Genomic DNA, 22675 nt, shown 5'->3' with positions numbered 1-22675 from the left:
TGGCTATGTTCTTTATCATTTTGGGGATTGTGCTATTGCTGGTTATCGGAGTGCCTTTGACCCTTGCTGCCATCAGACCGAAAGTAACCCCGGTCAACGAAAAAATCCTTTCCTCATTGCCGCCGTTTCAGCAGGATTATTCGGATTTGCCTGCGTCTACCCCGTTCACGGCAAGAGATGGAAGCCGGTTGGATTACCGCTATTATTCCTCTCATTCGGATTACGTGCTAATTTTACTTCATGGAATCAGCCAAGACGGGCAATATTTGCACAGTGTGGGGAAATATATTTCGCAGAATCATTTGGCCCAAGTGTATATCCCTAACTTGAGAGGGTACGGATTTCATCCTCAACGAAGAGGGGATTTCGATTATATCGGACAAATCGAAGATGATTTGGCGGATCTGGTTACACACATCAAGAAAGAACAACGCTTCTCGCGGCTTATTCTGGCCGGTCACTCTATGGGGGGGAGGAACCGTGATTCGGTGCGCGGCCGGCCGGTATGCCGATTGGTTCGATGCTTATCTGCTGCTGGCGCCCGCAGTATCTCCCAATGCTCCGATTAACTACCCGAAGGAGGAATCAACCAACCTCATCGCTGTTGCCTTACCCCGCATCATCGGGCTAACGATCCTGAATCAGCTGGGCATCAAGCAGTTGAATCATTTGACTGTGCTTGTGAAAAACAAGCCGGGGGAGTCGGATCACGGAATGGAAACAAGAGAAATCAGCTATCGGCTTGCCCTGAGCAGGATGCCGAATATGAAATTCAAGAAGGACCTTAAAGCGCTTAATAAACCGACTCTGGTTCTGATCGGTGAAGACGACGAAGAATTCAAGGCGCAAGAATATGCCCCTCTCTTTCAAAAATATAATAATGCGCAAGTCCGCGTCCTGCCGCATGGCTTAACTCACGATGCGATGCTCTTAAGCGAATATACTTATAAAGAAATCGACAATTGGCTAAAACGCTTATCGAGCTCTTGAGCCTATTCCAATATAACGGACATAAAAAGCTTAAAGCCGGAACGGCCTCAGGAATTTTCCTGATGTCATCCGGCTTTGTTCATAGCTTCTTCCGGATCAAAATAGGTTGCGTTAAAGGAATGTACATGAGAATATATGGTTGTAAGCGCTGTTAATTCGTGGATTCTGCTGTATCGGTTATATTCGTTTGGCGAAAAAATCTTTATTCGAAAGGTGATGGAATTGAAAATACTTGCCATTGCCCCCTATAAAGGGTTAAGGGATTTGATTCTGGAAGTGAATAAGGATTTGAAGAAGAACATCGATGTGGAAATCGGGGATTGGTATGAAGGTGTGAACATAGCCAAATCGCTGGAAACCAAGGGCTATGATATCATCATCAGCCGCGGAGCTACCGTCAATCTGCTGAGGGAGCATTGTTCCATTCCGGTGGCGGAAATCAAAATATCGGGGTATGACATTCTGCGCACGCTGACGCTCTTGAACGGATTTGAAGGGAAAATCGGCGTAATGAGCCATTGGAAGGTGATTCAAGGAGCGGATTTTATAGGCAAGCTGTTGAATATGGATTTGACCTTTTATGACGATGCCGAATGCGAAACATGTCTGGAAAAGGCCATGGAAAATGAGGTGCAAGTCATCGTCGGTGACGTTAAATCAACCCAAGCGGCCAGGAGCTGCGGTCTTCACGGGATCCTCATTACTTCCGGTAAAGAAGCCGTACTTGAGGCGATTCAGGATGCGGAAAGATTAGTGTATTACACGAGGAAAGAACAGGAGAAATATGCCGGCCTGGCATCCGTGCTGGATCAGCTTGAAGAAGGCGTCATCATTATGAATCCGCAGGAGGAATGCCAGTTCATCAATGCCCGTGCGTGTGAATTATTAAGCGTTAACAAAGAGCAATCGATGGATACGGTGTTTAAAGGATCAAGCCTTCACATGAATTTGGGCGATATCATGAAGCAGGACGCAATTCACAGTAACGAAAGAATCCAGATTTCGGACAAGTCATTGAAAATCAAGGAATTTCCTTTGCGGCTCGACGGCCGGATTACAGGGGCGGCTTGGGTACTGAAATGGAACGCGGATTCAACGGAACGGAAAAAAATAGACGAATACTTATATGTAAAAAAAGGAAAGGCGTCTTCCCATTTTAATCAACTGGTCGGGAAATCAAAGCGGATGTTCCGGTTAATCGAGTCAGCCAAACGGATCAGCCCCTCTGAACTGCCGATTATGATTTACGGGGAGCCGGGAACGGGAAAGCACGTTTTAGCCCAAAGCATTCATAATGAAGGCGGATTGAAAACCAAAGCGTTCATTACCATGGATTGTCATAGCCATTCCCCTGAGATTTTAGAAAAAGAGATGCTGGGTATCGGGTCTGAACCGGGAGCCTTCGAGCTTGCGAATGGCGGTACCTTATATATGACGAACATTGGCAAGCTGCCCTTGGGACTGCAGGGTGCTTTGCTGCAAATGTTAACCACTCATAAGATCAGGAGAATCGACAGCAGTGAAGAGAGGGTGATCAAGGTTCGAGTCATTGCCGAGAATGATGAGAAATTAATTTCTATGGTCACAAGAGGTGAATTTAGGTCGGATTTGTACCGTGCTATCAATACGTTCACGTTAACTCTTTCTCCACTGCGTGAAAGAGTAGAGGATATGGCCGATTTGATAAGAATGTTCATAGCATCAGCCAACGTCATGACGGGAAAGGAAATCGTCGGGGTTAAACCGGAAGCGATGGATATTTTAAGATCCTATGAGTGGCCGGGGAACGTCTATCAGTTGAAAAACACGATCCATAAAATGTGCTTGCTGAGCGATGGCCCTTATATTGAAAAAGACGAGATCGAACCGGTGATCAAGGAATTAATGGATAGTCTGGATAAGAACGATTCCACAGCATTCTCGTTGTTCAATAAGACGTTGGATGAAATCGAAAGCGATATTATTTACAGAATTCTGGCGGAGGAAGAATACAACCAATCCAAAGCGGCCAAAAGGCTGGGTATTAATCGAACAACGCTTTGGCGCAAATTGAAAATGAAAAATCGGAGAGCCTTGATCACAAGCAATGATTAAAAATGCAACGAAACGAATTTCTATCGCTGTAGTAAAGAGTAACAATACAAACTATAATTAAAAAAGCGCTTACATTATTTCAATAAACCGTAAAGGGGATCGGGTATGGAAGCTCAAAGAAAACCGGTTATGGCTTTAACTTACGGGGATGCCGCAGGAATCGGACCGGAGCTGGTTGCTAAGGCACTGCAGCTGGATGACATTCGCAGCTTGGCCCGTTGGTTGCTGATTGGTGATGAACGGGTTTTTAAGCAGGGAGCGGAGCTGGCGGGGGTACCCTTGAATTATCAAAAGATCGATTCGATCGAGCAGGCTTTTCAGGAAGATCATATACTCCCGTTAATCGATCTGCAAAACATAAATCCGGACGATATTCAGAAGGGTACTTTATCCCCTGAAGCGGGATTAGTCAGCGGCAAAACGCTGGAGTACGCGCTGCAGCTCGTGAAAGGGAACCATATAGAGGGTGTTGTCTATGCACCGCTGAATAAAGAGGCGATGTTTAGGGGCGGTCTCCATTTTGAGGACGATATTCATTACCTTGCCGACCTGTTGGGTGTCAATGACGGATTCGGTGAAATCAATGTCATGGAGAAGCTTTGGGTATTCCGTGTAACCTCCCATATTCCTCTTAAAAAGGTAAGTGAACTGGTAACGAGAAAAAGTATCGTACAGAGGATTCGTTTTGCCCATGAAACGCTCACGGCTGCGGGTTTTCATCAGCCGCGAATTGCGGTTTGCGCACTTAATCCTCATGCCGGTGACGGAGGCCTCTTCGGAATGGAAGAGATCGATGAGATTATTCCTGCAGTACAAGAAGCACAGGCTCAAGGAATCCATGCTGTAGGACCTTATCCCGCGGATACGATTTTCCTGCGTCTTCCCAAGGAACCGTTCGACGCCTTACTCGCCATGTATCACGATCAGGCGCAAACCGGGATGAAGCTCATGGGTTTCAACAAAGGGGTGACGGTCAGCGGAGGGCTGCCTGTTGTTCTGGCTACCCCCGCCCATGGAACCGCATTCGATATCGCCGGCAGGGGAACTGCTGATCCCGGAGCTATGGTACATGCTATGAAGCTGGCGGTTAGACTGGTTTTAGGCAAGAGAGCTTCGGTAGCCAATAGTTAAGCTACGAAAAATGGTTAGTTTCATATCGTTCGTGTAAAATCAAGCGACCTCCGGGATGAGGTAGTCAAGGGCCGAAAGCCTGCCAAGCTCATCCTGACGGAGGCGCTTTTCATTTGGTGCGGCTTGTATCACCTTCTACGGTGAAGCATCCAAATCAAGAATGCCGCCAATACAAAGCCGCCGCCCACTGCGCATACTCCATTCCATCCCCAATAGCTCCAAGCGAAACCGCTGACCGTGGAGCCGATGGCTCCTCCAAGAAAGGTGCTGACCATAAAGACCGTATTGAGCCGGCCTCTTGCTTCCGGAAGCAGACTGTAGATACGCGCTTGGTTGGACACCTGACCGCCTTGAATGCCCAAATCCAGCAGGATCACTCCGATGATCAGTCCCCAGATGAACGCTCCCATAAGCCAGAATGAAAGATAGGAAAGCAGGGCTGTGACGATCATAAATCCGACCATGCTGCTGGGGCTGATGCGATCAGACAATCGGCCGATAATGGCCGCGGCTCCCGCGCCGACCACGCCGATTAATCCGAACAACCCGGCGACACCGCTGCCGTATTGATAGTTCGGACTTTCCAGAAAGAAGGTCAATGCCGTCCAAAAAACACTAAAGGAACCGAACATGCACGCTCCAATGAGCGAGGCTTCACGCAGCGTCCGCTGTTTAACGATCAAGCTTCCCATGGACCGGATCAACCCGGGATAGGACAGCTGGATGACCGGTCGGCTGACGGGAAGCTGACGCCTCAAAATGAAAGCGAGCATAAACATCATTAGCGCTGCGAGCACGTACATGGACCGCCAGCCGAGAAGCTCTCCGACCCAGCCGGATACGGTTCGGGCAAGCAGAATGCCGATTAAAAGCCCGCTCATGACGTTGCCGATGACTTTACCTCGTTCATGCGGTGCAGCAAGATGAGCGGCGAGCGGTACAATCATCTGCGGCGCCACCGTTGTGATGCCTACTGCCAAGCTGGCTATGTAAATCCAAGCCAGGCTTTGAGCGGATGCGACGCCGATTAAGGCCAATCCAACCGCCAGAAGCAGGAGCGTAATCAGCTTCCGTCTTTCCCGGATATCACCGAGCGGGAGAAACAGCAGCATTCCGGCGGCGTATCCGATCTGAGTAAGCATGGAGATGATTCCCGCATGCTGGGCGTCCACCCCGAAAGTTCGGCCAATATCCGCCAGCAGCGGTTGATTGTAGTACAAGTTGGCCACAGCCAATCCACATGAAACCGCCATTAAGAGAACAAGTCCTTTGGACAGTGAAGCGGGCTGCGGGTTGCTTGAGTCTTTTGTAGAGTCGATTGGCTCCATACGTTGAATTCCCCTTCATTATCATCTGTAAATGATCGTCTTCGAGCAGTTCAACCATAACAGGTTTATTTATAGTATAATGTAATTTATGGTAATCACTAGAGGTTGATGAAGATTAAAGTACGGAAGGAACGAATGAAATGGCAATAAAATGTGTTATCTTTGATTTTGACGGCACCTTGGCGGATACGCTGTCCATTGTAGAATATAGTCTTGTCCATGTGTTTCGGAAATTTGACGGACGATCCCTGACTCATGCCGAGTTTCTATCGATGTGCGGACCTTCGGAGACCGGGATCATTAAGAAGTATTTTTCAGCAAAAGACAGCATGGAGAAAGCGATTGCCGAGTTTTTTCAAATCTATGAAGACAAGCATGACGAGCTGGTGAAGCCATTCACTTTCATCGATGACCTTCTGCTTGATTTGAAAAGGGCGGACGTGCGTTTGGGCTTATTTACCGGAAAAACGCGCCGAAGCTTGGATATCTCCTTGCATAAGTTGAATTTTGGCCAAGCATTTGACGTCGTCATCACGGGGGATGACGTTCAAGAAAGCAAGCCCTCGCCGGAAGGCTTGCTTATGGCCATGGAAGCATTAAACGCGAGCAAGACGGAGACCGTATTTATTGGTGACAGCGACGACGATATGCAGGCCGGTTGGCAAGCCGGCGTTACAACGATTGGGGCGCAGTGGATGCCTTCAAGACAATCGACGGAATACCATTACGCTCCGGAGCATACCTTTCACGAAGCAGCGGAATTGCGCACTTATTTGACGCAGCAGCTGGCTGGAATTCTTCCATAATCCAGCTAAATATGACGATACGTTCTGGGTTCTTATAAACTCCATAAAGTTCTTCTGAAGGTACGGCCAAGCGCACAAGCTCGGAAGTGGGCAGGCGCGCCAGCTTTCCCTTGCTTTTCGTTCTGCAGCTTGAATGAGTACTTTAGCCACTTCCAACTTTATTTTTGTCATTTCATATGATGATGATGTATTTGTCATTTCGAACAGCTCCTTTAGTAATAGTTTGGCAACTAGCGTATAATGGCGACTTTTTACCTGGTTCATTAGTAGGATTTCTTGGGTAATTGTTATATTATATATGCTCGATTGTTGGGCTCTTGTGCCAATGTCATAATCAATTTGGGCTATTGCCCGGGATACTTTTCTAATAAATGAACGAAAGTGACGGCATTTGACATCATTCAAGTCTATGGGACTAGGATAAATTAACTTTTGATTACATGTGCACAGTGCCATATTTATCATGAAAGGCTGCTGCGGGAAGGTGAGAAGTGGGAATGAAAGGGTTTGAAGATAAGTTTTACAGAAACCTTGAGGAGGCTTCGGATAATATACTTCGCATGGTTTCCGAGCTGATCCAAGTAAATACCTTTTTCGTGGCGAGCAACGACCGGGTATCCAATAAAATTCTTAAAGTATTTAACCGGACTGAACAGCTAGTGGAGGAAGGGATTGTTCTTCCATTTGAAGAAACCTATTGCAGTCTAGTCGTAGATGTAGGACTACAAGGCACAGATTCTCTCATCATCGAGAATACGGCTGAGCATCCCTTAACGTGCGGAATGGGCGTTACTAAAAATTTGGGCAGCTGCTCGTTCGTTGGTGTTCCTATTTGGCGTAAGGATGGCAGTGTGTTTGGAACCATTTGCGCCTTGGATCGTGAACCTTATTCTTATTCTAAAAAAGATCTCTCGATTTTGAATTCGATGGCCACTTATCTTTCTTACGTTATCGAATTGGAATATATGGTCGACGAATTAGTGGAAGCGGAACGAAAGACGAGGCAGGCCAAAGAAGAAGCGGAACGGGCTACACAGGCGAAAACCGATTTTTTGGCGATGATGAGCCATGAAATCCGTACACCTATGAATGGGATTATGGGTATGACGGGTCTTTTGCAGGAGACGGATTTGACCGCGGAACAGCGTGAATATACGGAAATCATTAGGAACAGCAATGATTCTCTTCTTTCCATTTTGAATGATATTTTGGATTTTTCCAAAATTGAAGCCGGTAAATTGCTGCTTGAGGTACAGCCGTTTGAATTAAAGGCCTGCGTGGAAGATATTCTTGATTTATTTGCTTCGCGGGCCGTTAGCAAAGATATCGAGCTTGTTTCTTATGTCGATCCCGTCATTCCTACTTTTGTCTCGGGAGATGTAACCAGAGTACGGCAAGTATTGGTCAACCTGGTTGGCAACGCTATAAAATTTACTTCAACCGGCGAAGTTTTCGTGTCGGTGGCCAGTCTCCCTTCTACAAATCCCAAGACCTTTGAGCTCTATTTTACGGTTCAGGATACGGGCATTGGCATTTCAGAGTGGAACTATGATTTATTGTTCCAGTCTTTCTCTCAAGCTCATGATCTTGAGACGAATCGACGGTATGGAGGGACCGGCTTGGGACTAGCCATTTGCAAACAGCTGGTGGAGTTGATGAACGGAAAAATTTGGGTGGAAAGTAAGGAAGGGGTCGGCACTACATTTCATTTTACCATTGAAGTCATGAGCGCGGCCGATTTCTCGGAGAATAAGAACAATGCAGCCCTTTTGCGGCATAAGCGAGTATTGATTGTCGATGATAACAGTACCAATTTGCGAATTTTAAAAACCGTTATGGATAAATGGGGGATGTACACCAAGGCTACGATTTCTGCGAACGAAGCTTTACAATGGATCGAAATGGGGGATATTTTTGATCTTGCGGTCATTGATATGCGGATGAGGGAAATGGATGGAATCCAATTGGGAAGCAAGATACGCAAGTACCGTACTCCGGAAAGCTTACCCCTGATTATGCTTACCTCAGTGGGAGCCGATCAAAGAGAAAAGGGGCTTGAATCCATTTATTCAGCGGTGATCAGTAAGCCGATCAGAGACAATCAATTGATGGAGGTCATACTGATGAGCTTGGCCGGAAGTCAGATTTCTCCTACCAGGAAAAAGCCGGTTCCTGTATTGGATGCTACTCAAGCCGAGCGACTGCCCTTGCGTATTCTGATCGCTGAGGACAATGCCATTAACCAGAAGCTGCTTCTTCAAATTTTGAAGAAAATGGGTTATACGGCCGACGTCGTGGCTAATGGCATGGAAGCCCTTCAAGCTTTAACCAGACTCCACTATGATTTGGTGTTTATGGACATTCAAATGCCTGTGATGAATGGATTGGAAGCGACAAGACGGATCCAAAAACAGCTGGATGTCTCCAAGCATCCTGTCATTATTGCGGTGACGGCTAATGCCAGACAAGAGGATAGAGAGCATTGCTTGTCCTTAGGCATGCAGGATTACATCAGCAAACCGCTTCGGATCGATGAGGTTCAGCGACTTCTCGAGCACTGGGGTAAAGAAATACGTACTCCCAAGCTGCTAGGTAAAGGAAATCCTGCTCATCCGGATATGATTGTAGATTATTCTATGATTGAAGAGCTTCTCAGCTTGGATGAGAATACCTCTTTTTTCAATGATTTATGCCGGATGTTTGACGTAGAAGGGGCTGCATATATCGATCATATCAATGAGTTATGGCGGCAAAAGGACTTCAACCGGTTAATGGCCGAAATTCATATGCTCAAAGGTGTCTGCTTGAATGTAGGAGCGGCCCAGCTTGCCCATATGTGCACCCAGCTTGAAGCGGAGTTGAAGCATTCCGAAAAAATTGAAATCCTGATCAGGGATTTACCGGATGTATTCGAACAAACCAAGCGGCAATTAGAGAAAGCAATAAAAAATGAAAAAGAGCAGGGGTAGGCAGGATTCGCGAAAATTCTGAAGAATTATATAAATATCATCATGGCCAGGATACATACATATATAGTACATAGAATCTCGCTTTGGCTAAACGAAATGAATGGAGTATAGGAGGACAGGCTCTTGAGAGGAAAGGTAGCGGTAATTACCGGAGCGGCTACAGGTATCGGGAAAGCGGTTGCGTGTCGTTTAGCGCAAGAAGGGGTCGATATCGTAGTCAATTATTCAAAATCAGAAAAAGAAGCTATGGAAACCAAGAAGGAAGTCGAGGCATTAGGTGTTAGATGCTTATTAATTCAAACCACGGTGTCGGATGACCTGAAGGTACGGGACATGTTTAGACAAACGATCGATACCTTTGGACGATTGGACATTTTGGTCAACAATGCGGGCGTTACCGATTTTGTCAAGCATGATGATCTGGAAGGATTAAGGGAAGAGCATTGGGATCGTGTCATGGATGTCAATGTGAAGGGGCTTTTCTATTGCTGCCGAGCAGCGGCTTCTGAGTTAAAGAAGCAAAGAGGCTGCATCGTGAATATTACCTCCGTGGCGGGGATCACAGGGATGGGGAGCTCCATTGCCTATGCGGCCTCAAAAGCAGCGGCGATTAGCGTGACCAAATCATTGGCCCGTGTGATGGCGCCAGAGGTAAGGGTGAATAGTATTGCTCCTGGGGTTGTACAAACCAGGTGGGTAGAAGGGCAGGAGGAGCATGTGAAGCGCTTGGGGGAAGGGACTCCGCTAGGCAGAGTGGCAAGTCCGGAAGATATTGCCGAGGTTGTTTATTCTGTGATTGCTCATTCCCATTTTGTGACTGGAGAAACGATTAAGGTAGACGGCGGTATGTTTATTTGAGATCAACGGATATTTATGACATATGATGGAGAGGCGGAGTACAAGGGCCTCTCTTTTTTTATTTTACTCATATTTAATATAATAAAACATTATCTTGACAACAAACAAAATAGATCAATGTATTCATTAATTTAGGAAAAACCAAAAAAAATTATAATTAAATGGGATATTAAAGATTAAAACAAATAAATATTGACAATAACGTATGCGTTAATTGATAATGTATATATTACAAGAGAATCTCAAAGTAGAAAATTGAAGGCAGGAGGCCGAAGCATGAGTGATCAACGACAGTTTCGCATTGCAGTCATCCCGGGTGACGGGATTGGACAAGAGGTGATCCAAGAAGGACAACGTGTACTGGAACATGTGGCCCACTCGTCCAACGGGAAATTTTCATTCCAGTTCGATTCTTTTCCATGGGGCTGCGAATATTATGCTAAACACGGCCGGATGATGGCAGAAGACGGGCTGGAGCAGCTAAAAGACTATGATGCCATTTATTTCGGAGCCGTTGGTTGGAAAAATGTTCCTGATCATATCAGTCTGTGGGGATTGAGACTTGCAATCTGCCAAGGCTTCGATCAGTGGGCCAATATCCGGCCAGTTCGTTTTCTTCCGGGAGTGGAAAGCAAGCTCCGTCATCCGAATGTGGAAGAACTGGACTGGATCTTGATTCGTGAAAATTCGGAAGGAGAGTATTCGGGCTTCGGAGGACGGAACTTCACAGGCCGGGGGAAAGGGAAGGAAGTTGCGGTACAGTCGTCGGTTTTTACGGAGGAAGGCTGTGAACGGATTATCCGTTTTGCATTTGAGACTGCCCGTACGCGTAAGAGAAAGAAAGTAACCAGTGTGACGAAGAGCAACGCACAGCAATATGGAATGGTGCTATGGGATGAAGTGTTTGCACGTGTGAGTCAGGAGTATCCGGATGTGGAAACCGAACAATGGCTTGTTGACGCGATGGCGGCCCGCTTTGTGTTGAAACCGGAAACATTGGAAGTTGTGGTAGGATCCAACCTGATTGCCGATATTTTGTCTGATCTGGGCAGCGCTCTTGCAGGAAGCCTGGGACTAGCCGCCAGCGCCAATCTTAATCTTGACAGACGGTACCCAAGCATGTTCGAGCCCGTTCATGGTTCTGCTCCCGATATTGCTGGGGAGGGCATAGCCAATCCGATCGGAACCATTGCCAGCGGGGCGCTTATGCTGGAGCATTTGGGCCTTCACGAGGAAGCTGCACTTCTCCATCGGGCGATCGAGGAAACGACAAGACAAGGAAAGCTTACTGCTGATGTAGGAGGAACTTGCAGCACCCGCGAGGTATCAGATGCCATCATAGCTAATCTAACCCATAAGGTTGCACAGGTTTAAATAAAAGAAGAGCTGAAGTTGATTCTTGACCATCAACTTCAGCTCTTTTTTAGGTTTCGCTCATCGTTCGGAGCACGTCTAATATTTCATTGCGGGCCCTATAGCGGTGAGATTGGAGCATCGTCCGTACCGCTTCAGGTTCTCCAGCCTTCATGACAGCCAGAATCGCTTTATGCTCCATCATAGAGCGCGTCGGTTTGGGCCTGTATTGTATCGTATACAACCGGGCGCGGTAAAGCTGGTCGGATTGACTGTCCATAATGCTTCTAAGACGCGGATTTTTGGCCAAGTCAACGATACCGTTATGAAACTGATCATCCAGGTCTGTCCATGCATGGAGATCATTGATCTCCAGGGCCTTTTCCTGCTCATCAATGAGAAGCTCCAGCCGCTGCAGCTCCTCAGAAGTGACACGCCCCGCAGCAAGGCGGCCCGCTATTCCATCCAGCGCTTCCACCACTTCGTAAATTTGCTGCAGATCATCCGCTACGATGGGGGCGACGATAAAGCCTCTGCGCGGGATCAGGCGAACCCAGCCTTCCATCTCCAGACGGACGAGAGCTTCGCGAACGGGCGTCCTGCTCATTCCCAGAATTTCTGCTAATGTTCCCTCTAAAACCGTTTGTCCGGGTGATAATTGAAGATGCCGGATCGCATGGCGAACGGCTAAGTAGGCACGCTGCGGCAGGCGAGTTTCCTCACTTGTCTCCAATTGCGATAAAAAAGACTGCATGTGATCAGAAAGAGAGGGATGAAGCGGTTCTTGATCATTTATTTCCGGCAGGGGAATAGACGGTCGTTTTTCCATGTTATCTGTACACATCCCGGTCGTTATCGTTAGCTGATGATATTGATTCATTAAATTATAACAAAAAGCAGTCGAATTCCTCAACGCGGAGACAAGACTGGATCAATATATAATGACAAATGAACATGTAAAATGTCGATCATTGACGCGGTATGTATTCCAGGGCAATTCTTGACAAAAGGTCCTTTGTTCGTTAATTTCAATATATGGACAGAAGTTCAAATACAAGAATTTTGAAGGTGAAGCTATGGCACAAGAGGATGGGGCATTTCGAACGGTTTCACGGATATTTGCAATTTTGCGTCTTCTGAGCAAGAAATCGCCGGGGTTATCGTTCACGGAAATGATGAATGCATTTGACGATATCCCCAAAAGCAGCCTGCATAATTTATTAAAGCAAATGGCTTCTCACGGGTACGTATATTACAATGATACGGCCAAGACCTATGCTATTGGGGGGGGGATGATCGAGCTGGCTTCATCGATTGTGCATCACTTTACTGTCAAACCTTTGGCACGTCCTTATTTAGAAGAATTAGGAAAAAATACCGGAGAGGATATCTATCTGGGCATTATCAGCGGGGATGAAATAATATATATCGACAAGGTGAAAGGGACTCATCCCATCAGATATGACATACCCGTAGGTACCCGCAGGCAATTTTATTGCACGTCCATGGGGAAGCTCTATTTAGCTTATATGAAGGATGACGAGCTGGATGCTTATTTTCAAAAAAAACAGTTGGTTAAACTGACTGAAAGAACATTAACTGACCCCCGGGAAATAAGAGAGCACCTTAAAGCTATTCGTACGTTTGGAATATCCGTAAGCTTTGAAGAAAATATGGATGGCATTGTCGGGATCGCCGCTCCGGTACTTAATTCATCGGGTGAGATGGCAGCCGGAGTGGTCATTTCCATACCAACGGACAGAGCAGGCGAACAACGACTCGATTTTTTGGCGAATCATGTCAAAACAGCGGCTGAAAATATCACAAGACGAATAGGCGGACAACCACGGATTAGCGTTCAAGGTGTTCAAGCGCCCGATTTTGATTGGAAGCAACTGATTGCAGGAATGTGATTTTTAACAGCATACTCCAAAAGTTGATGCGATCCTTCATAGATCCTTCTTCTTACGTACCGGCTTTCCTCGGAAAGCTTTTTTTAATGGGCACAATCCTAAAATTGTAATCGCTAATAAATTTAAGATTGACAAGAAATGGGGGTAAGGAGTAAGATTTAATCAGTTCATTAGTTAGAACAAAAGTTTCAATATTTGAAAAATAAAGTGAATGAAGTAGGTTTGCCGCTCAAGGAATGAAATCATGAAGCAAGAAGGGAGATCCATAATATTATGGCCATCAGAGGACTTAAAGTCGTCGATACGGACGCACACTATTTGGAACCGATCGACCAGCTAGCCGATTATGTGGATGATGTTTGGAAATCTCGGATCAAAGGGGTGAGTCCAACCCGTCTGCTGCCGATGACCCTCGGGGACAGAATGATGGAAGGCCGGATTAAAAGGGAAGATATGGATTACAACTACCATATCGGCTCGAATAAGGAAGGTGAAGTCAAGGCGGCTATGAATCGGCTGCAAATCGATGCCTCAATCTTTGTGCCGAATCACTTAATCTCGATGGGTCATACGTCGGTGAGAGATTTGGTCGTGGCGCTTAGCAACGGTTATATTGATTTCATGATCGATAAAGTGTTAAACCCTGATGAGGGGATTTACACGATGGTGATCGTTCCATGGCAGGATCCTGAAGAGGGCGCTAAAATCATTGAGCGTACAGCTCATCATCCGGGGGTGGTCGGTGTATGCTTTATGTGCTCCGGAGCTTACCCCCCTCTTGGAGATGTTCGTTATGATCCCGTATATGAAGCTGCTCAAAGACATGACCTGCCTATGGTATTTCATTCCGCTCCGGGTTTGACCTTGGTGGAGGGGGCATCTCCTGCAGACGGATTTCAACGGTTGATCGAATCCCATTCCTTGGGTTTTGCGGTAAGCAATATGATTCAGCTCACCAGCCTGCTGATGCAGGGCATTCCCGAGAGGTTTCCAAAGCTCAAATTCGTTTTTCAGGAATCGGGTTTGTTCTGGGTTCCGATGATGATGTATCGTCTGGACGAATACTATCTGAAGCGTCGTTCGGAAGCGCCATTACTCAAGGGCCTGCCGAGCGAATATATTCTTAATCGCATTTATTTTGGAAGCCAGCCTATTGAGATGCCCAAGCAGACTCAGCATTTGAAAGCCGTGTTTGACATGGCCAACGGCTATGATCAGTTCATGTATGCCAGCGATTACCCGCACTTTGATTATGACGATCCTTCTATCGCCTACCGCATGCCGTTCCTGGATAAGGAGGCGAAAGCCAAATTTTTGGCAGGCAACGCCATGAAGGTATTCAATCTGAGAAAAGGGGGCATCAAAAAATGGGAAAGCATATCATCGGTCCCATCCAGCAGTTCTCCGATGGAACAGTTAAAGTAGTCGATTTGGAAGGCAAATCCGTCGGGGTAATCTTTACAGGGGGACAGGTCTACGCTTTACGCAACTTGTGTCCTCATCAGGGAGGACCGGCATGCGGAGCGATATTCCCTACATTAAAAGCAGTGATCCAGGCTAATGGACGCATCATGGAATACAATGATTACAACGAGCCCGTCGTATCCTGCCCATGGCATGGTTGGGAGTTTGATGTGAAAACGGGCGAATGCTTGGCCGACCGCAGCAGACGAATAGCCGTATATGACACCGCGATTGAAGACGACTCCGTGATTGTAACAATCCCCTAATTGATTTTAGCACTCCCATAACCCTCATGCTTTAGTCTCAAGTCTTTCATTCGGAAATATGAACTACCCATCATAGAGTAAGAAGAAAGGAAGAGGACCCATGAAACCGTTCAGCACATTGAATTATGAAATCAAGCCCCATCCGGAGCATCAACGCTTAAAACATATGGAGCTGAGCAATCAAGCGCTTGAGCAATTTTTTAAGGCCGTCGAGCATATTGACATAGAGAGAATCGAATATGTTCCGTTCGAACGGTTTTATTTGGCCGACAAGCTGAAAGAAGCCGTTGGAGATTCATTTCAGCATAACACCCGGCAAATTTTGCATGACCGCAGCAGCGGGGGCTTTACCATAGGCGTGCAGGAGCAAACGGACAATATCGATGAATACATTAAATTTGCGACGGCCATTTCTCATCTCATTGGAATTACGAATCATGATGCGATGTCGGGCAAGTTTTATGCCAGATTTTCCGTTCAGCATTCGTTTGAAAGCGATACGTACCTTCGTCAAGCTTTTCGGGTTCTGGAGCTGCATACCGATGGGATTTTCATCGATGAACCAACGGATTGGCTGATCATGATGAAATTCGTGGAACGAAATGCGGTCGGCGGGGAATCGCGGCTGCTGCATTTGGACGACTGGGAGGATTTATCTGCTTTTCGTCATCACCCCCTTGCTTCACATATGTACAAGTTCGATTACTCCGATAGAGGAAGCAAGAACGTAAACAGCGCCGTTTATAATCCCACCTTCTATGAACAGAACAATACCACCTGCATGCGCTACAATCATCAATGTACCCATCCGCAAACGATAGAGCAAGCGATGTATCTTAAGAGAATTCAGGAATCGATGGAAAATAGTCCGGGAACGATTGCCATCCAACTCCCTGTCGGACAGCTGGTCTTACTGAATAACCATTTCTGGCTTCACGGACGCGAGGCTTTTGAAAAGAAAACCGATTTGTACCGGGAATTAATGAGGCAAAGAGGCGTTTTCGCCAAAAATTGAACGTTCAAGACAAAATAGGGGAGATATCACCCATGACCAATATCGGATTCCGAATCGTTGAGACGGTTGACAGGATCAAGCCCGACATTATCGCCGGTTACAAAGGGATTGCCGCATCCAATATTGCAGACGTGATGGGGCGGTTTCGTGCCATGGATCATTCGATTAAAAGTGTAAACAAGCCGGGAATTCACGTTGCCGGAAGCGCTTTTACCGTCAGGACGCATCCTTCGGATAACCTGATGGTGCACAAGGCGATGGATTTGGCCAGACCGGGGGACATCATTGTGATTGACGCTTGCGGGGATATGGGGAATGCGATTCTCGGCGAGCTCATGTGTCACTTTGCCAAAGTAAAGGGTCTCGGGGGTTTTATTGTCGACGGTCCGGTGAGGGATCTGTATGCCATTGCCGAGATGGGCTTTCCCGTTTTTGCCAGGGGCGGCACTCCACGCGGCCCCTACAAAGAAGGACCCGGTGAAATTAACACGGTCATCAGCTGCGGTAATGTTCCGGTTGTGCCGGGAGATGTCATCGTAGGAGATGATGATGGCATTGTCGTCATCCCCAAGGCGGAAGCGTCTCAAATTTTGCAGGCAGCTCAGGCTGTGCAGGAGAAGGAAGCAGCGATCATCCAGGCGATTTATGACGGTAAATGGGACAGAGCGTGGGTCGATGCCACACTAAAGGCAAAAGGATGTGAAATCATTGAGTAATGGGATCGTGAAGGTTCCGAAGGCTGAGCTTCAAGATTTCGTTTCCCAAATGTTCGCGTGCGCAGGATTGGATGAAGAGCAATCGTCATTGATTTCCAGACATCTCGTCTTAGCCAATTTAAGAGGGATAGATTCACATGGAGTCAGCAGAGTAGCCATTTATATTGAAAGACTTCGCAGAGGGTTGACGTATAAAAGGTGTGAGTTGAAAATCGTCCGGGAAGCCGCATCCTTTGCTTTGATCGATGCTCAGAATACTTCCGGTATCGTAGCAGCGACAAAGGGAATTCAGATCGCCGTAAATAAAGCAAAGGAAACGGGCATTGGGATGGTCGGGATCAACCATTCGAATCACTGCGGCATGCTGGCCGATTACACCATGTACGCCGCCGAGCAGGATTGTATTGCTTTAGCGACGACCAATGCACCGGCGAACATGGCGCCGTGGGGAGGCAAGGAACGCTACTTTGGGACCAATCCCTTGTCCTATGGAATCCCAGCGGGCGAGGAAGAGGATATCATCTTCGATATGGCCACCAGCGTCGTTGCCAGAGGGAAGATTATCAACGCTCAGAAAAACGGACAAACCATCCCTCTGGGTTGGGCGATCTCTAAGGAAGGCCAACCGACGACCGATCCGGCGGAGGCGCTGGAGGGCTTGGTGCTGCCGGTCGGCGGACAAAAGGGATATGGGATTGCCATGCTGGTGGATATCCTGTCCGGACTGTTTACAGGGGCGCAATATGGTCCGCATATCGGCGATTTATACCGAAACTTTGAACAAAATCAAAATGTAGGCCAATTCTTTATGGTTATGCGTGCAGATCTTTTTATGCCCTTACAGGAATTCAAAGCCCGCATGGATCAAATGATTCAAGAAATTCGGCAAGTTCCTCTAATCCAAGGAACAGATCAAATATACATGCCGGGTGAAATTGAGAGAGGCATCATGAATGACCGTTCAACCAATGGGATACCGTTATCGACTCAAGTCCTCAATGAATTGGTTCAGGTAGCGAAAAGCCTACATGTGAACCATTCCCTATTTCAAAGCGCGAATTAAGAGGGGGTCTTGCTTATGAAAAAGCTGATTTCTTTCATTCTGGCTGCAGCATTAACGATAATTGCCGGATGCGGCACGACGAATCAAGGAACGACAGCGCAAGGTAATCAACCGAATGCCGGCAGCGGGGACAAAAAGCAAGCGGCAAACGGTTATCCGAATAAGCCGATTACCTTAATCGTTGCGTTCGAAGCAGGAGGCGGAACCGACGTAGGGGCAAGAATATTGGCGCCCTTTGTGGAGAAGGAGTTAGGCGTGCCCATCGTGATTTCGAATAAACCGGGCGCAGGCGGTTGGGTTGGCTGGGGGGAATTGGTCAAATCTCCGCCTGACGGTTATACCATCGGTTATATTAATACGCCTAACTTAATTACAGGCTACGTCAATCCATCGACAGCGAGAAAGGAAAACCTTGATAGCTTTGAACCCATTGCCAATCATGTGACCGATCTAGGCGCGATCGCAATCCGGTCGGATGAAACCCGATTCACTGACATCAAAAGTTTAGTCGAATATGCAAAGGCTAACCAGTTAACGGTAACCTCTACGGGGGTGGGCAGCGACGATCATTATGCGGCTTTACGGATGAATCAAAGGCTGAGCACGAAGTTCAATGCGGTTCATACCAAGGGCTTTGGCGAAAATTTGAGCAACCTGCTCGGTGGACACGTGGACGTCATGATGGCCAATGTCGGAGAAGTCGTTAAGCCTCATAACGAGAAGCAGCTGAAGGTGATTGCGGTGATGGCGCATGAACGCTCGCCTTATCTTCCCGATACGCCAACCCTGAAGGAAAGCGGATATGGGGATATTGTGTCCTGGTCAGCCCGGGGAATTGCGGCGCCCAAAGGGGTCAGCCCGGAAATCATGGACAAGCTGAACGCCGCTTTTGAAAAAGGGATTAACGACATGGAGCAGAAGAAAAAAATGGAGGATATGGGCCTTCAAGTCGATTTTAGAAAGGGCGAAGAGTATAAGCAAATGCTGAAGGAAGAAGAAGCGGGCGTTATGGAGCTTAAGAAGCTGTTGAATTGGTAATGAGACCGGAATGATTTCAAAGGCACGGGAAGCGGTACGCTTAAAGATTATCCCGGCCTTTGAAATCAAAGGGTTCGATGCGGTGAAAGGAAGTGGTGTAATTGAAAAATGCAGGCTTTGCGGTTGGATTCATTATCCTGCTTTTTGCATCTCTTATTTTATGGCAGTCCTTATCGCTTGATTATTACAGCGAGCTCGGTCCCGGACCGGGATTGCTGCCGCTTTGGCTGAGCGCATTATTAATCGTTTTATCTCTGCTGTTTATGGCGAAGTCGCTTAAGAAGAGTGTCATTCTTTTTTCAGAGATTTTACCTAAAGGAAGAGGCCTCGGGAATATCCTAACCATCATCGGTGCGGTTATTTTTTTCATTATCGCCGCTCCTGTGGCCGGTTTTACGATAGCGGGTATGGTGATGCTGACTTTCATCCTGCTAAGAGAATACAATTGGGTGATCGCTCTGAGTGTTTCGGCAGCCGTTACGGTATCCCTGTTTTCTATTTTTAAATTTTTCCTCAATGTGCCTTTACCGGTGAATGCATTGGGATTCTAGGAAAGGGGGGAGACCATGGAGTCCTTCTTCCATTTATTATCGGGATTTAGTACAGCGCTTACATTGGGAAATCTGATCTACTGTTTAATTGGAGTTACAGCCGGGATGCTGGTCGGTATTCTTCCGGGATTGGGCCCGACATCGGGAACGGCCATCCTGCTTCCCATTACCTTCGGCATGGATCCTATCTCCGCGATTATCATGCTATCCGGGATTTACTACGGGGCGATGTATGGTGGAACCATCACGTCGGTGCTGATCAATACTCCGGGGGAGGCCGCATCGGTGATCACCTGTTTGGACGGGCATCCCTTGGCGAAGCAAGGAAGGGCCGGAACCGCATTGGGAGTGGCGGGAATAGGGTCATTCATTGGGGGAACCCTCTCGATTATAGGGCTTGCCTTTCTTGGACCGATGATCGCCAAAATGGCATTAAAATTTGGACCTCCTGAGTTTTTTGCTCTTATGATCTTGGGCTTGACCCTTGTGATCGGATTGATAGGCAAATCGCTCTTAACCGGCATGATGGCTGGGGTGTTGGGGCTGACCTTATCCATGATCGGGATGGACACCATGTCCGGTGTGGTCCGCTTCAGCTTCGGAGAGCCTCAATTAATGAACGGGTTCGATTTTGTCACGGTGGCTATGGGCTTATTCGGCTTATCTGAAATTCTAACCAATGCCGAAAGCCATGCTAAAGCCCAGAAAGCTCCGAAAGTCCAAGGGCTTTTGCCCAAACCGGAAGAATGGCGGCCTACGTTGATGTCGATTGGCAGAGGCACGGGATTAGGGTTTTTTGTGGGCCTGTTACCGGGCTCCAATTCGGTTATTCCTGCGATCATGTCCTATTCCCTGGAGAAAAAGCTGGCCAAGGACCCTTCCCGGTTTGGAAAGGGAGCGATTGAGGGGGTGGCCGGACCTGAAACAGCCAATAATTCCTACTGCGGCGGGGCTCTCATTCCTTTATTTACGCTTGGAATTCCGAGCTCGCCAACGATTGCTGTCATTTTGGGAGCGTTTATTATGCACGGACTTACTCCCGGGCCTACGCTATTCCAAAATAACCCGGATTTTGTCTGGGCCGTGATTGCCAGTATGTTTATAGGAAACTTTATTTTGCTGATCATGAATGTGCCGATGGCCGGACTGTGGGCCAGAATTGCAACGGTTCCGTTTAAGCTGCTTTTCCCTATTATATTAATTATTTCGATTTTGGGTGCATATAGTGTAAACAATAGCCTCTGGGATGTTGGAGTTATGCTCGCGTTTGGCCTCATCGGTTATTTTATGAAGAAGGTTGATATCCCTATGGCCCCGTTGGTGCTTACCTTTGTATTGGGAAAATTGATGGAAGATGCTTTGATGCAGTCGTTAATCATCTTTAACGGGGAGTTTTTGTCCTTCTTCCAACGCCCGATTTCGGGAACCATTCTGGCGATCTCCATCCTGATCTTGATGATCAGCTTTATGGCAGGCTTAAAAAAGAAAAAAGAGTTTCTTGCTAATGATTTCGAAATGTAAAATACCGGAAATGAAATAAAGCATGGGTCAGCTTGGTATATGCGGTAACTATATAACGGAGAGGGTCTCATCTAGATTGGATGATGGGGAATAGAGCAAAGACAGGTGAAGTTCCGGCCTGTCTTTGCTGTTTTGTGCAGAGCTTTATGCGTCTTTGCCGGCAGATGCGCCCCAAGTAAGATTGACACCTATTAGATGTTGAATTAAAATTATTCCAAAACTACCAAGTAACATACATCTTCGCCTCAAAGATCACGGTTTTAATCTGAAAACCTATCCATAGCACTCCATTCTAATTTATTACATAACCCATTTATTACCAATTTTAACTTGCACTAAAGAGAATTAATCCGTTAGCGTAACGTAAAAAATGAATTTGAAAGCGTTTTATTGCTGCGGGTAGATCGTACTGGAAACCTTAACGTCATGCTGTGGGGGTGGGGTACAGTTGAATTCTTACATGAGCCGGCGTCAATTTCTTAAGAAAATGACCCATTGGACGGTGCTGGGAGCGGGTCTTTGCGTGAGCGGTGGGCTGTTTGCCGCTTGTGAGAAATCGATTTCAAACAGAAGGAGCTTGGACATGAAGGACTCGGATTCCGAAGACCAAAAAACGTTTTTATTCTTTTCCAATAAAAGTTTGGGATACTATTTTTATATTATTCAACAGGAAGCCGTTAACCGTGCAGCCCAATCGATCGGATGGGGTTTTCAATCATCCGTGGCCGATCTCGATCCGTCCAAGCAGGCTCAGCAAATACAGGAGATATTGGCCAAGAAGCCGATCGCAGTGATTGCAGATCCGGTAGACAGCGACGGGCTGGAAGAAACGATGAATGCCGCCAAGAGGGAAGGCGTTGCGGTGGGCATTATCGATACGCCGCTGATGATCGGCGAAGCTTCGATTACGATTGCCTTCGATAATTACAAGGCCGGGGAAATGGCCGCCCAAAAAATGATTGATTTGCTGACGGACAAGTACGGAGCGCCCAAAGGGGTTGTGCTGAACTGTTTTGGTCAGCTGAAGAGCCACGCATGGAATCTTCGCAAGCTGGGCTTTGAAGCGGTGATCAAAAACTATAAGGATGTGGAGTTAATCAGCCGTGCTACGGAAGGCGATTTGACCAAAATGCATGATGTGACGGCCGAAATTTTGGCCCAATATCCCCAGCTTGACGCCGTTCATGCGCCTTCGGAAACTCCCGCCCGCGGCATTTATCAGGCATTGAAAGAAAAAGACAAACTGCATGCCAAGGGCTCGAAGGAGCATGTGATTTTCGTCACGATTGACGGAGAACCGATTGCCCATCAATGGATTAAGGAGGGGATTTTGGATGCCACGATCTCTCAGGATCCGATCGCTTACGGTGAAATTTGCGTGGAGCTTCTGAATAAGTATGCCCGGAAGGGAGAGAAGGTTCCGTTAGAGCCCTATTCAAACAGCAAGTATTACTGGGAGAAGGCGCACATTTCCCAGACCCCGTCAGGTCCAAGCCTTATTCTGCCGCCGTTTGAAGTCAACACAAGTAATGTGAACGACAAGCGGCTGTGGGGAAATATTGCTTTTAACGAGTGGGGTATCAAATATTATTAAACCAT

20 protein-coding genes are annotated in these 22675 nt (G+C 47.1%); 18 read left to right on the top strand and 2 right to left on the bottom strand.

What is annotated here, in order from left to right:
- The first annotated feature begins 5 nt into the window (after nt 1-5).
- The 4 genes from ACZYR9_RS00745 (at nt 6) to ACZYR9_RS00730 (ending at nt 4215) form a co-directional block, all read left to right on the top strand.
- Complete coding sequence (locus tag ACZYR9_RS00745; protein WP_488977117.1) at nt 6-569, top strand: alpha/beta hydrolase; 564 nt, start codon at nt 6-8, stop codon at nt 567-569.
- Nucleotides 481-990 (top strand): alpha/beta fold hydrolase, encoded by a 510-nt coding sequence (locus ACZYR9_RS00740; RefSeq protein ID WP_488976537.1) that lies wholly within the window; start codon nt 481-483, stop codon nt 988-990. The genes ACZYR9_RS00745 and ACZYR9_RS00740 overlap by 89 nt, the downstream gene beginning before the upstream one ends.
- 135 nt (nt 991-1125) lie before the next feature.
- Nucleotides 1126-3084 (top strand): sigma-54-dependent Fis family transcriptional regulator, encoded by a 1959-nt coding sequence (locus ACZYR9_RS00735; RefSeq protein WP_488976536.1) that lies wholly within the window; start codon nt 1126-1128, stop codon nt 3082-3084.
- 105 nt (nt 3085-3189) lie between these two features.
- Nucleotides 3190-4215, top strand: coding sequence for a PdxA family dehydrogenase (locus ACZYR9_RS00730; protein WP_488976535.1), 1026 nt, complete (start codon nt 3190-3192; stop codon nt 4213-4215).
- A 128-nt stretch (nt 4216-4343) separates the two neighbouring features.
- Here ACZYR9_RS00730 and ACZYR9_RS00725 read toward each other — a convergent pair whose 3' ends face one another.
- Complete coding sequence (locus ACZYR9_RS00725; RefSeq protein WP_488976534.1) at nt 4344-5543, bottom strand: MFS transporter; 1200 nt, start codon at nt 5541-5543, stop codon at nt 4344-4346.
- 140 nt (nt 5544-5683) lie between these two features.
- Here ACZYR9_RS00725 and ACZYR9_RS00720 point away from each other — a divergent pair, with 140 nt between their 5' ends.
- The 4 genes from ACZYR9_RS00720 to ACZYR9_RS00705 all read left to right on the top strand — a co-directional run bounded on the left by ACZYR9_RS00720 (nt 5684) and on the right by ACZYR9_RS00705 (nt 11550).
- The gene (locus ACZYR9_RS00720; protein ID WP_488976533.1) at nt 5684-6349 is read left to right on the top strand and encodes an HAD family hydrolase; all 666 of its coding nucleotides are present in this window, start codon (nt 5684-5686) and stop codon (nt 6347-6349) included.
- Between the two features lie 497 nt (nt 6350-6846).
- The gene (locus ACZYR9_RS00715; protein ID WP_488976532.1) at nt 6847-9318 is read left to right on the top strand and encodes a GAF domain-containing hybrid sensor histidine kinase/response regulator; all 2472 of its coding nucleotides are present in this window, start codon (nt 6847-6849) and stop codon (nt 9316-9318) included.
- A gap of 123 nt (nt 9319-9441) precedes the next feature.
- A complete protein-coding gene (locus tag ACZYR9_RS00710; protein ID WP_488976531.1) occupies nt 9442-10176 on the top strand; it encodes an SDR family NAD(P)-dependent oxidoreductase in 735 nt (244 codons plus the stop codon).
- Nucleotides 10177-10452: 276 nt separating this feature from the next.
- On the top strand, nt 10453-11550 hold the full coding sequence (locus ACZYR9_RS00705; RefSeq protein ID WP_488976530.1) for a tartrate dehydrogenase: 1098 nt from the start codon (nt 10453-10455) through the stop codon (nt 11548-11550).
- A gap of 49 nt (nt 11551-11599) precedes the next feature.
- On the opposite strand, the gene ACZYR9_RS00700 is transcribed toward ACZYR9_RS00705, so the two are convergent.
- A complete protein-coding gene (locus ACZYR9_RS00700; protein ID WP_488976529.1) occupies nt 11600-12358 on the bottom strand; it encodes a GntR family transcriptional regulator in 759 nt (252 codons plus the stop codon).
- 247 nt (nt 12359-12605) lie between these two features.
- On the opposite strand from ACZYR9_RS00700, the gene ACZYR9_RS00695 reads away from it, so the two are divergent.
- The 10 genes from ACZYR9_RS00695 to ACZYR9_RS00650 all read left to right on the top strand — a co-directional run bounded on the left by ACZYR9_RS00695 (nt 12606) and on the right by ACZYR9_RS00650 (nt 22670).
- A complete protein-coding gene (locus ACZYR9_RS00695; RefSeq protein WP_488976528.1) occupies nt 12606-13442 on the top strand; it encodes an IclR family transcriptional regulator in 837 nt (278 codons plus the stop codon).
- A 273-nt stretch (nt 13443-13715) separates the two neighbouring features.
- Nucleotides 13716-14867, top strand: a complete 1152-nt coding sequence (locus tag ACZYR9_RS00690) for an amidohydrolase family protein (RefSeq protein WP_488976527.1) — start codon at nt 13716-13718, stop codon at nt 14865-14867.
- A complete protein-coding gene (locus tag ACZYR9_RS00685; protein ID WP_488976526.1) occupies nt 14810-15172 on the top strand; it encodes a Rieske (2Fe-2S) protein in 363 nt (120 codons plus the stop codon). Before ACZYR9_RS00690 ends, ACZYR9_RS00685 begins: the two co-directional genes overlap by 58 nt.
- 100 nt (nt 15173-15272) lie before the next feature.
- A complete protein-coding gene (gene glaH, locus ACZYR9_RS00680; protein WP_488976525.1) occupies nt 15273-16187 on the top strand; it encodes a glutarate dioxygenase GlaH in 915 nt (304 codons plus the stop codon).
- A gap of 32 nt (nt 16188-16219) precedes the next feature.
- Nucleotides 16220-16903 (top strand): RraA family protein, encoded by a 684-nt coding sequence (locus tag ACZYR9_RS00675; RefSeq protein WP_488976524.1) that lies wholly within the window; start codon nt 16220-16222, stop codon nt 16901-16903.
- Complete coding sequence (locus ACZYR9_RS00670) at nt 16896-17966, top strand: Ldh family oxidoreductase (protein ID WP_488976523.1); 1071 nt, start codon at nt 16896-16898, stop codon at nt 17964-17966. Before ACZYR9_RS00675 ends, ACZYR9_RS00670 begins: the two co-directional genes overlap by 8 nt.
- A 15-nt stretch (nt 17967-17981) precedes the next feature.
- On the top strand, nt 17982-19004 hold the full coding sequence (locus ACZYR9_RS00665) for a tripartite tricarboxylate transporter substrate binding protein (protein ID WP_488976522.1): 1023 nt from the start codon (nt 17982-17984) through the stop codon (nt 19002-19004).
- Nucleotides 19005-19105: 101 nt separating this feature from the next.
- The gene (locus tag ACZYR9_RS00660) at nt 19106-19555 is read left to right on the top strand and encodes a tripartite tricarboxylate transporter TctB family protein (RefSeq protein ID WP_488976521.1); all 450 of its coding nucleotides are present in this window, start codon (nt 19106-19108) and stop codon (nt 19553-19555) included.
- A gap of 15 nt (nt 19556-19570) precedes the next feature.
- Nucleotides 19571-21076: a tripartite tricarboxylate transporter permease gene (locus ACZYR9_RS00655; RefSeq protein ID WP_488976520.1), complete on the top strand. Its 1506-nt coding sequence runs from the start codon at nt 19571-19573 to the stop codon at nt 21074-21076.
- Between the two features lie 448 nt (nt 21077-21524).
- Nucleotides 21525-22670, top strand: a complete 1146-nt coding sequence (locus ACZYR9_RS00650) for a sugar ABC transporter substrate-binding protein (protein WP_488976519.1) — start codon at nt 21525-21527, stop codon at nt 22668-22670.
- The last annotated feature ends 5 nt before the right edge of the window (nt 22671-22675 follow it).

This window comes from Paenibacillus sp. F024 (genome assembly GCF_057814255.1).
Note: the sequence above shows the minus strand (reverse complement) of the source record. Positions and strands in the feature narration are given on the sequence as shown.

Bases quoted from the DNA above. Each gene is read 5' to 3' on its own strand.
- ACZYR9_RS00745 (WP_488977117.1), top strand. From the start codon at position 6: ATGTTCTTTATCATTTTGGGGATTGTGCTATTGCTGGTTATCGGAGTG.
- ACZYR9_RS00735 (WP_488976536.1), top strand. From the start codon at position 1,126: ATGGTTGTAAGCGCTGTTAATTCGTGGATTCTGCTGTATCGGTTATAT.
- ACZYR9_RS00730 (WP_488976535.1), top strand. From the start codon at position 3,190: ATGGAAGCTCAAAGAAAACCGGTTATGGCTTTAACTTACGGGGATGCC.
- ACZYR9_RS00725 (WP_488976534.1), bottom strand. From the start codon at position 5,543: ATGGAGCCAATCGACTCTACAAAAGACTCAAGCAACCCGCAGCCCGCT.
- ACZYR9_RS00720 (WP_488976533.1), top strand. From the start codon at position 5,684: ATGGCAATAAAATGTGTTATCTTTGATTTTGACGGCACCTTGGCGGAT.
- ACZYR9_RS00715 (WP_488976532.1), top strand. From the start codon at position 6,847: ATGAAAGGGTTTGAAGATAAGTTTTACAGAAACCTTGAGGAGGCTTCG.
- ACZYR9_RS00705 (WP_488976530.1), top strand. From the start codon at position 10,453: ATGAGTGATCAACGACAGTTTCGCATTGCAGTCATCCCGGGTGACGGG.
- ACZYR9_RS00700 (WP_488976529.1), bottom strand. From the start codon at position 12,358: ATGGAAAAACGACCGTCTATTCCCCTGCCGGAAATAAATGATCAAGAA.
- ACZYR9_RS00695 (WP_488976528.1), top strand. From the start codon at position 12,606: ATGGCACAAGAGGATGGGGCATTTCGAACGGTTTCACGGATATTTGCA.
- ACZYR9_RS00690 (WP_488976527.1), top strand. From the start codon at position 13,716: ATGGCCATCAGAGGACTTAAAGTCGTCGATACGGACGCACACTATTTG.
- ACZYR9_RS00685 (WP_488976526.1), top strand. From the start codon at position 14,810: ATGGGAAAGCATATCATCGGTCCCATCCAGCAGTTCTCCGATGGAACA.
- glaH (WP_488976525.1), top strand. From the start codon at position 15,273: ATGAAACCGTTCAGCACATTGAATTATGAAATCAAGCCCCATCCGGAG.
- ACZYR9_RS00675 (WP_488976524.1), top strand. From the start codon at position 16,220: ATGACCAATATCGGATTCCGAATCGTTGAGACGGTTGACAGGATCAAG.
- ACZYR9_RS00665 (WP_488976522.1), top strand. From the start codon at position 17,982: ATGAAAAAGCTGATTTCTTTCATTCTGGCTGCAGCATTAACGATAATT.
- ACZYR9_RS00655 (WP_488976520.1), top strand. From the start codon at position 19,571: ATGGAGTCCTTCTTCCATTTATTATCGGGATTTAGTACAGCGCTTACA.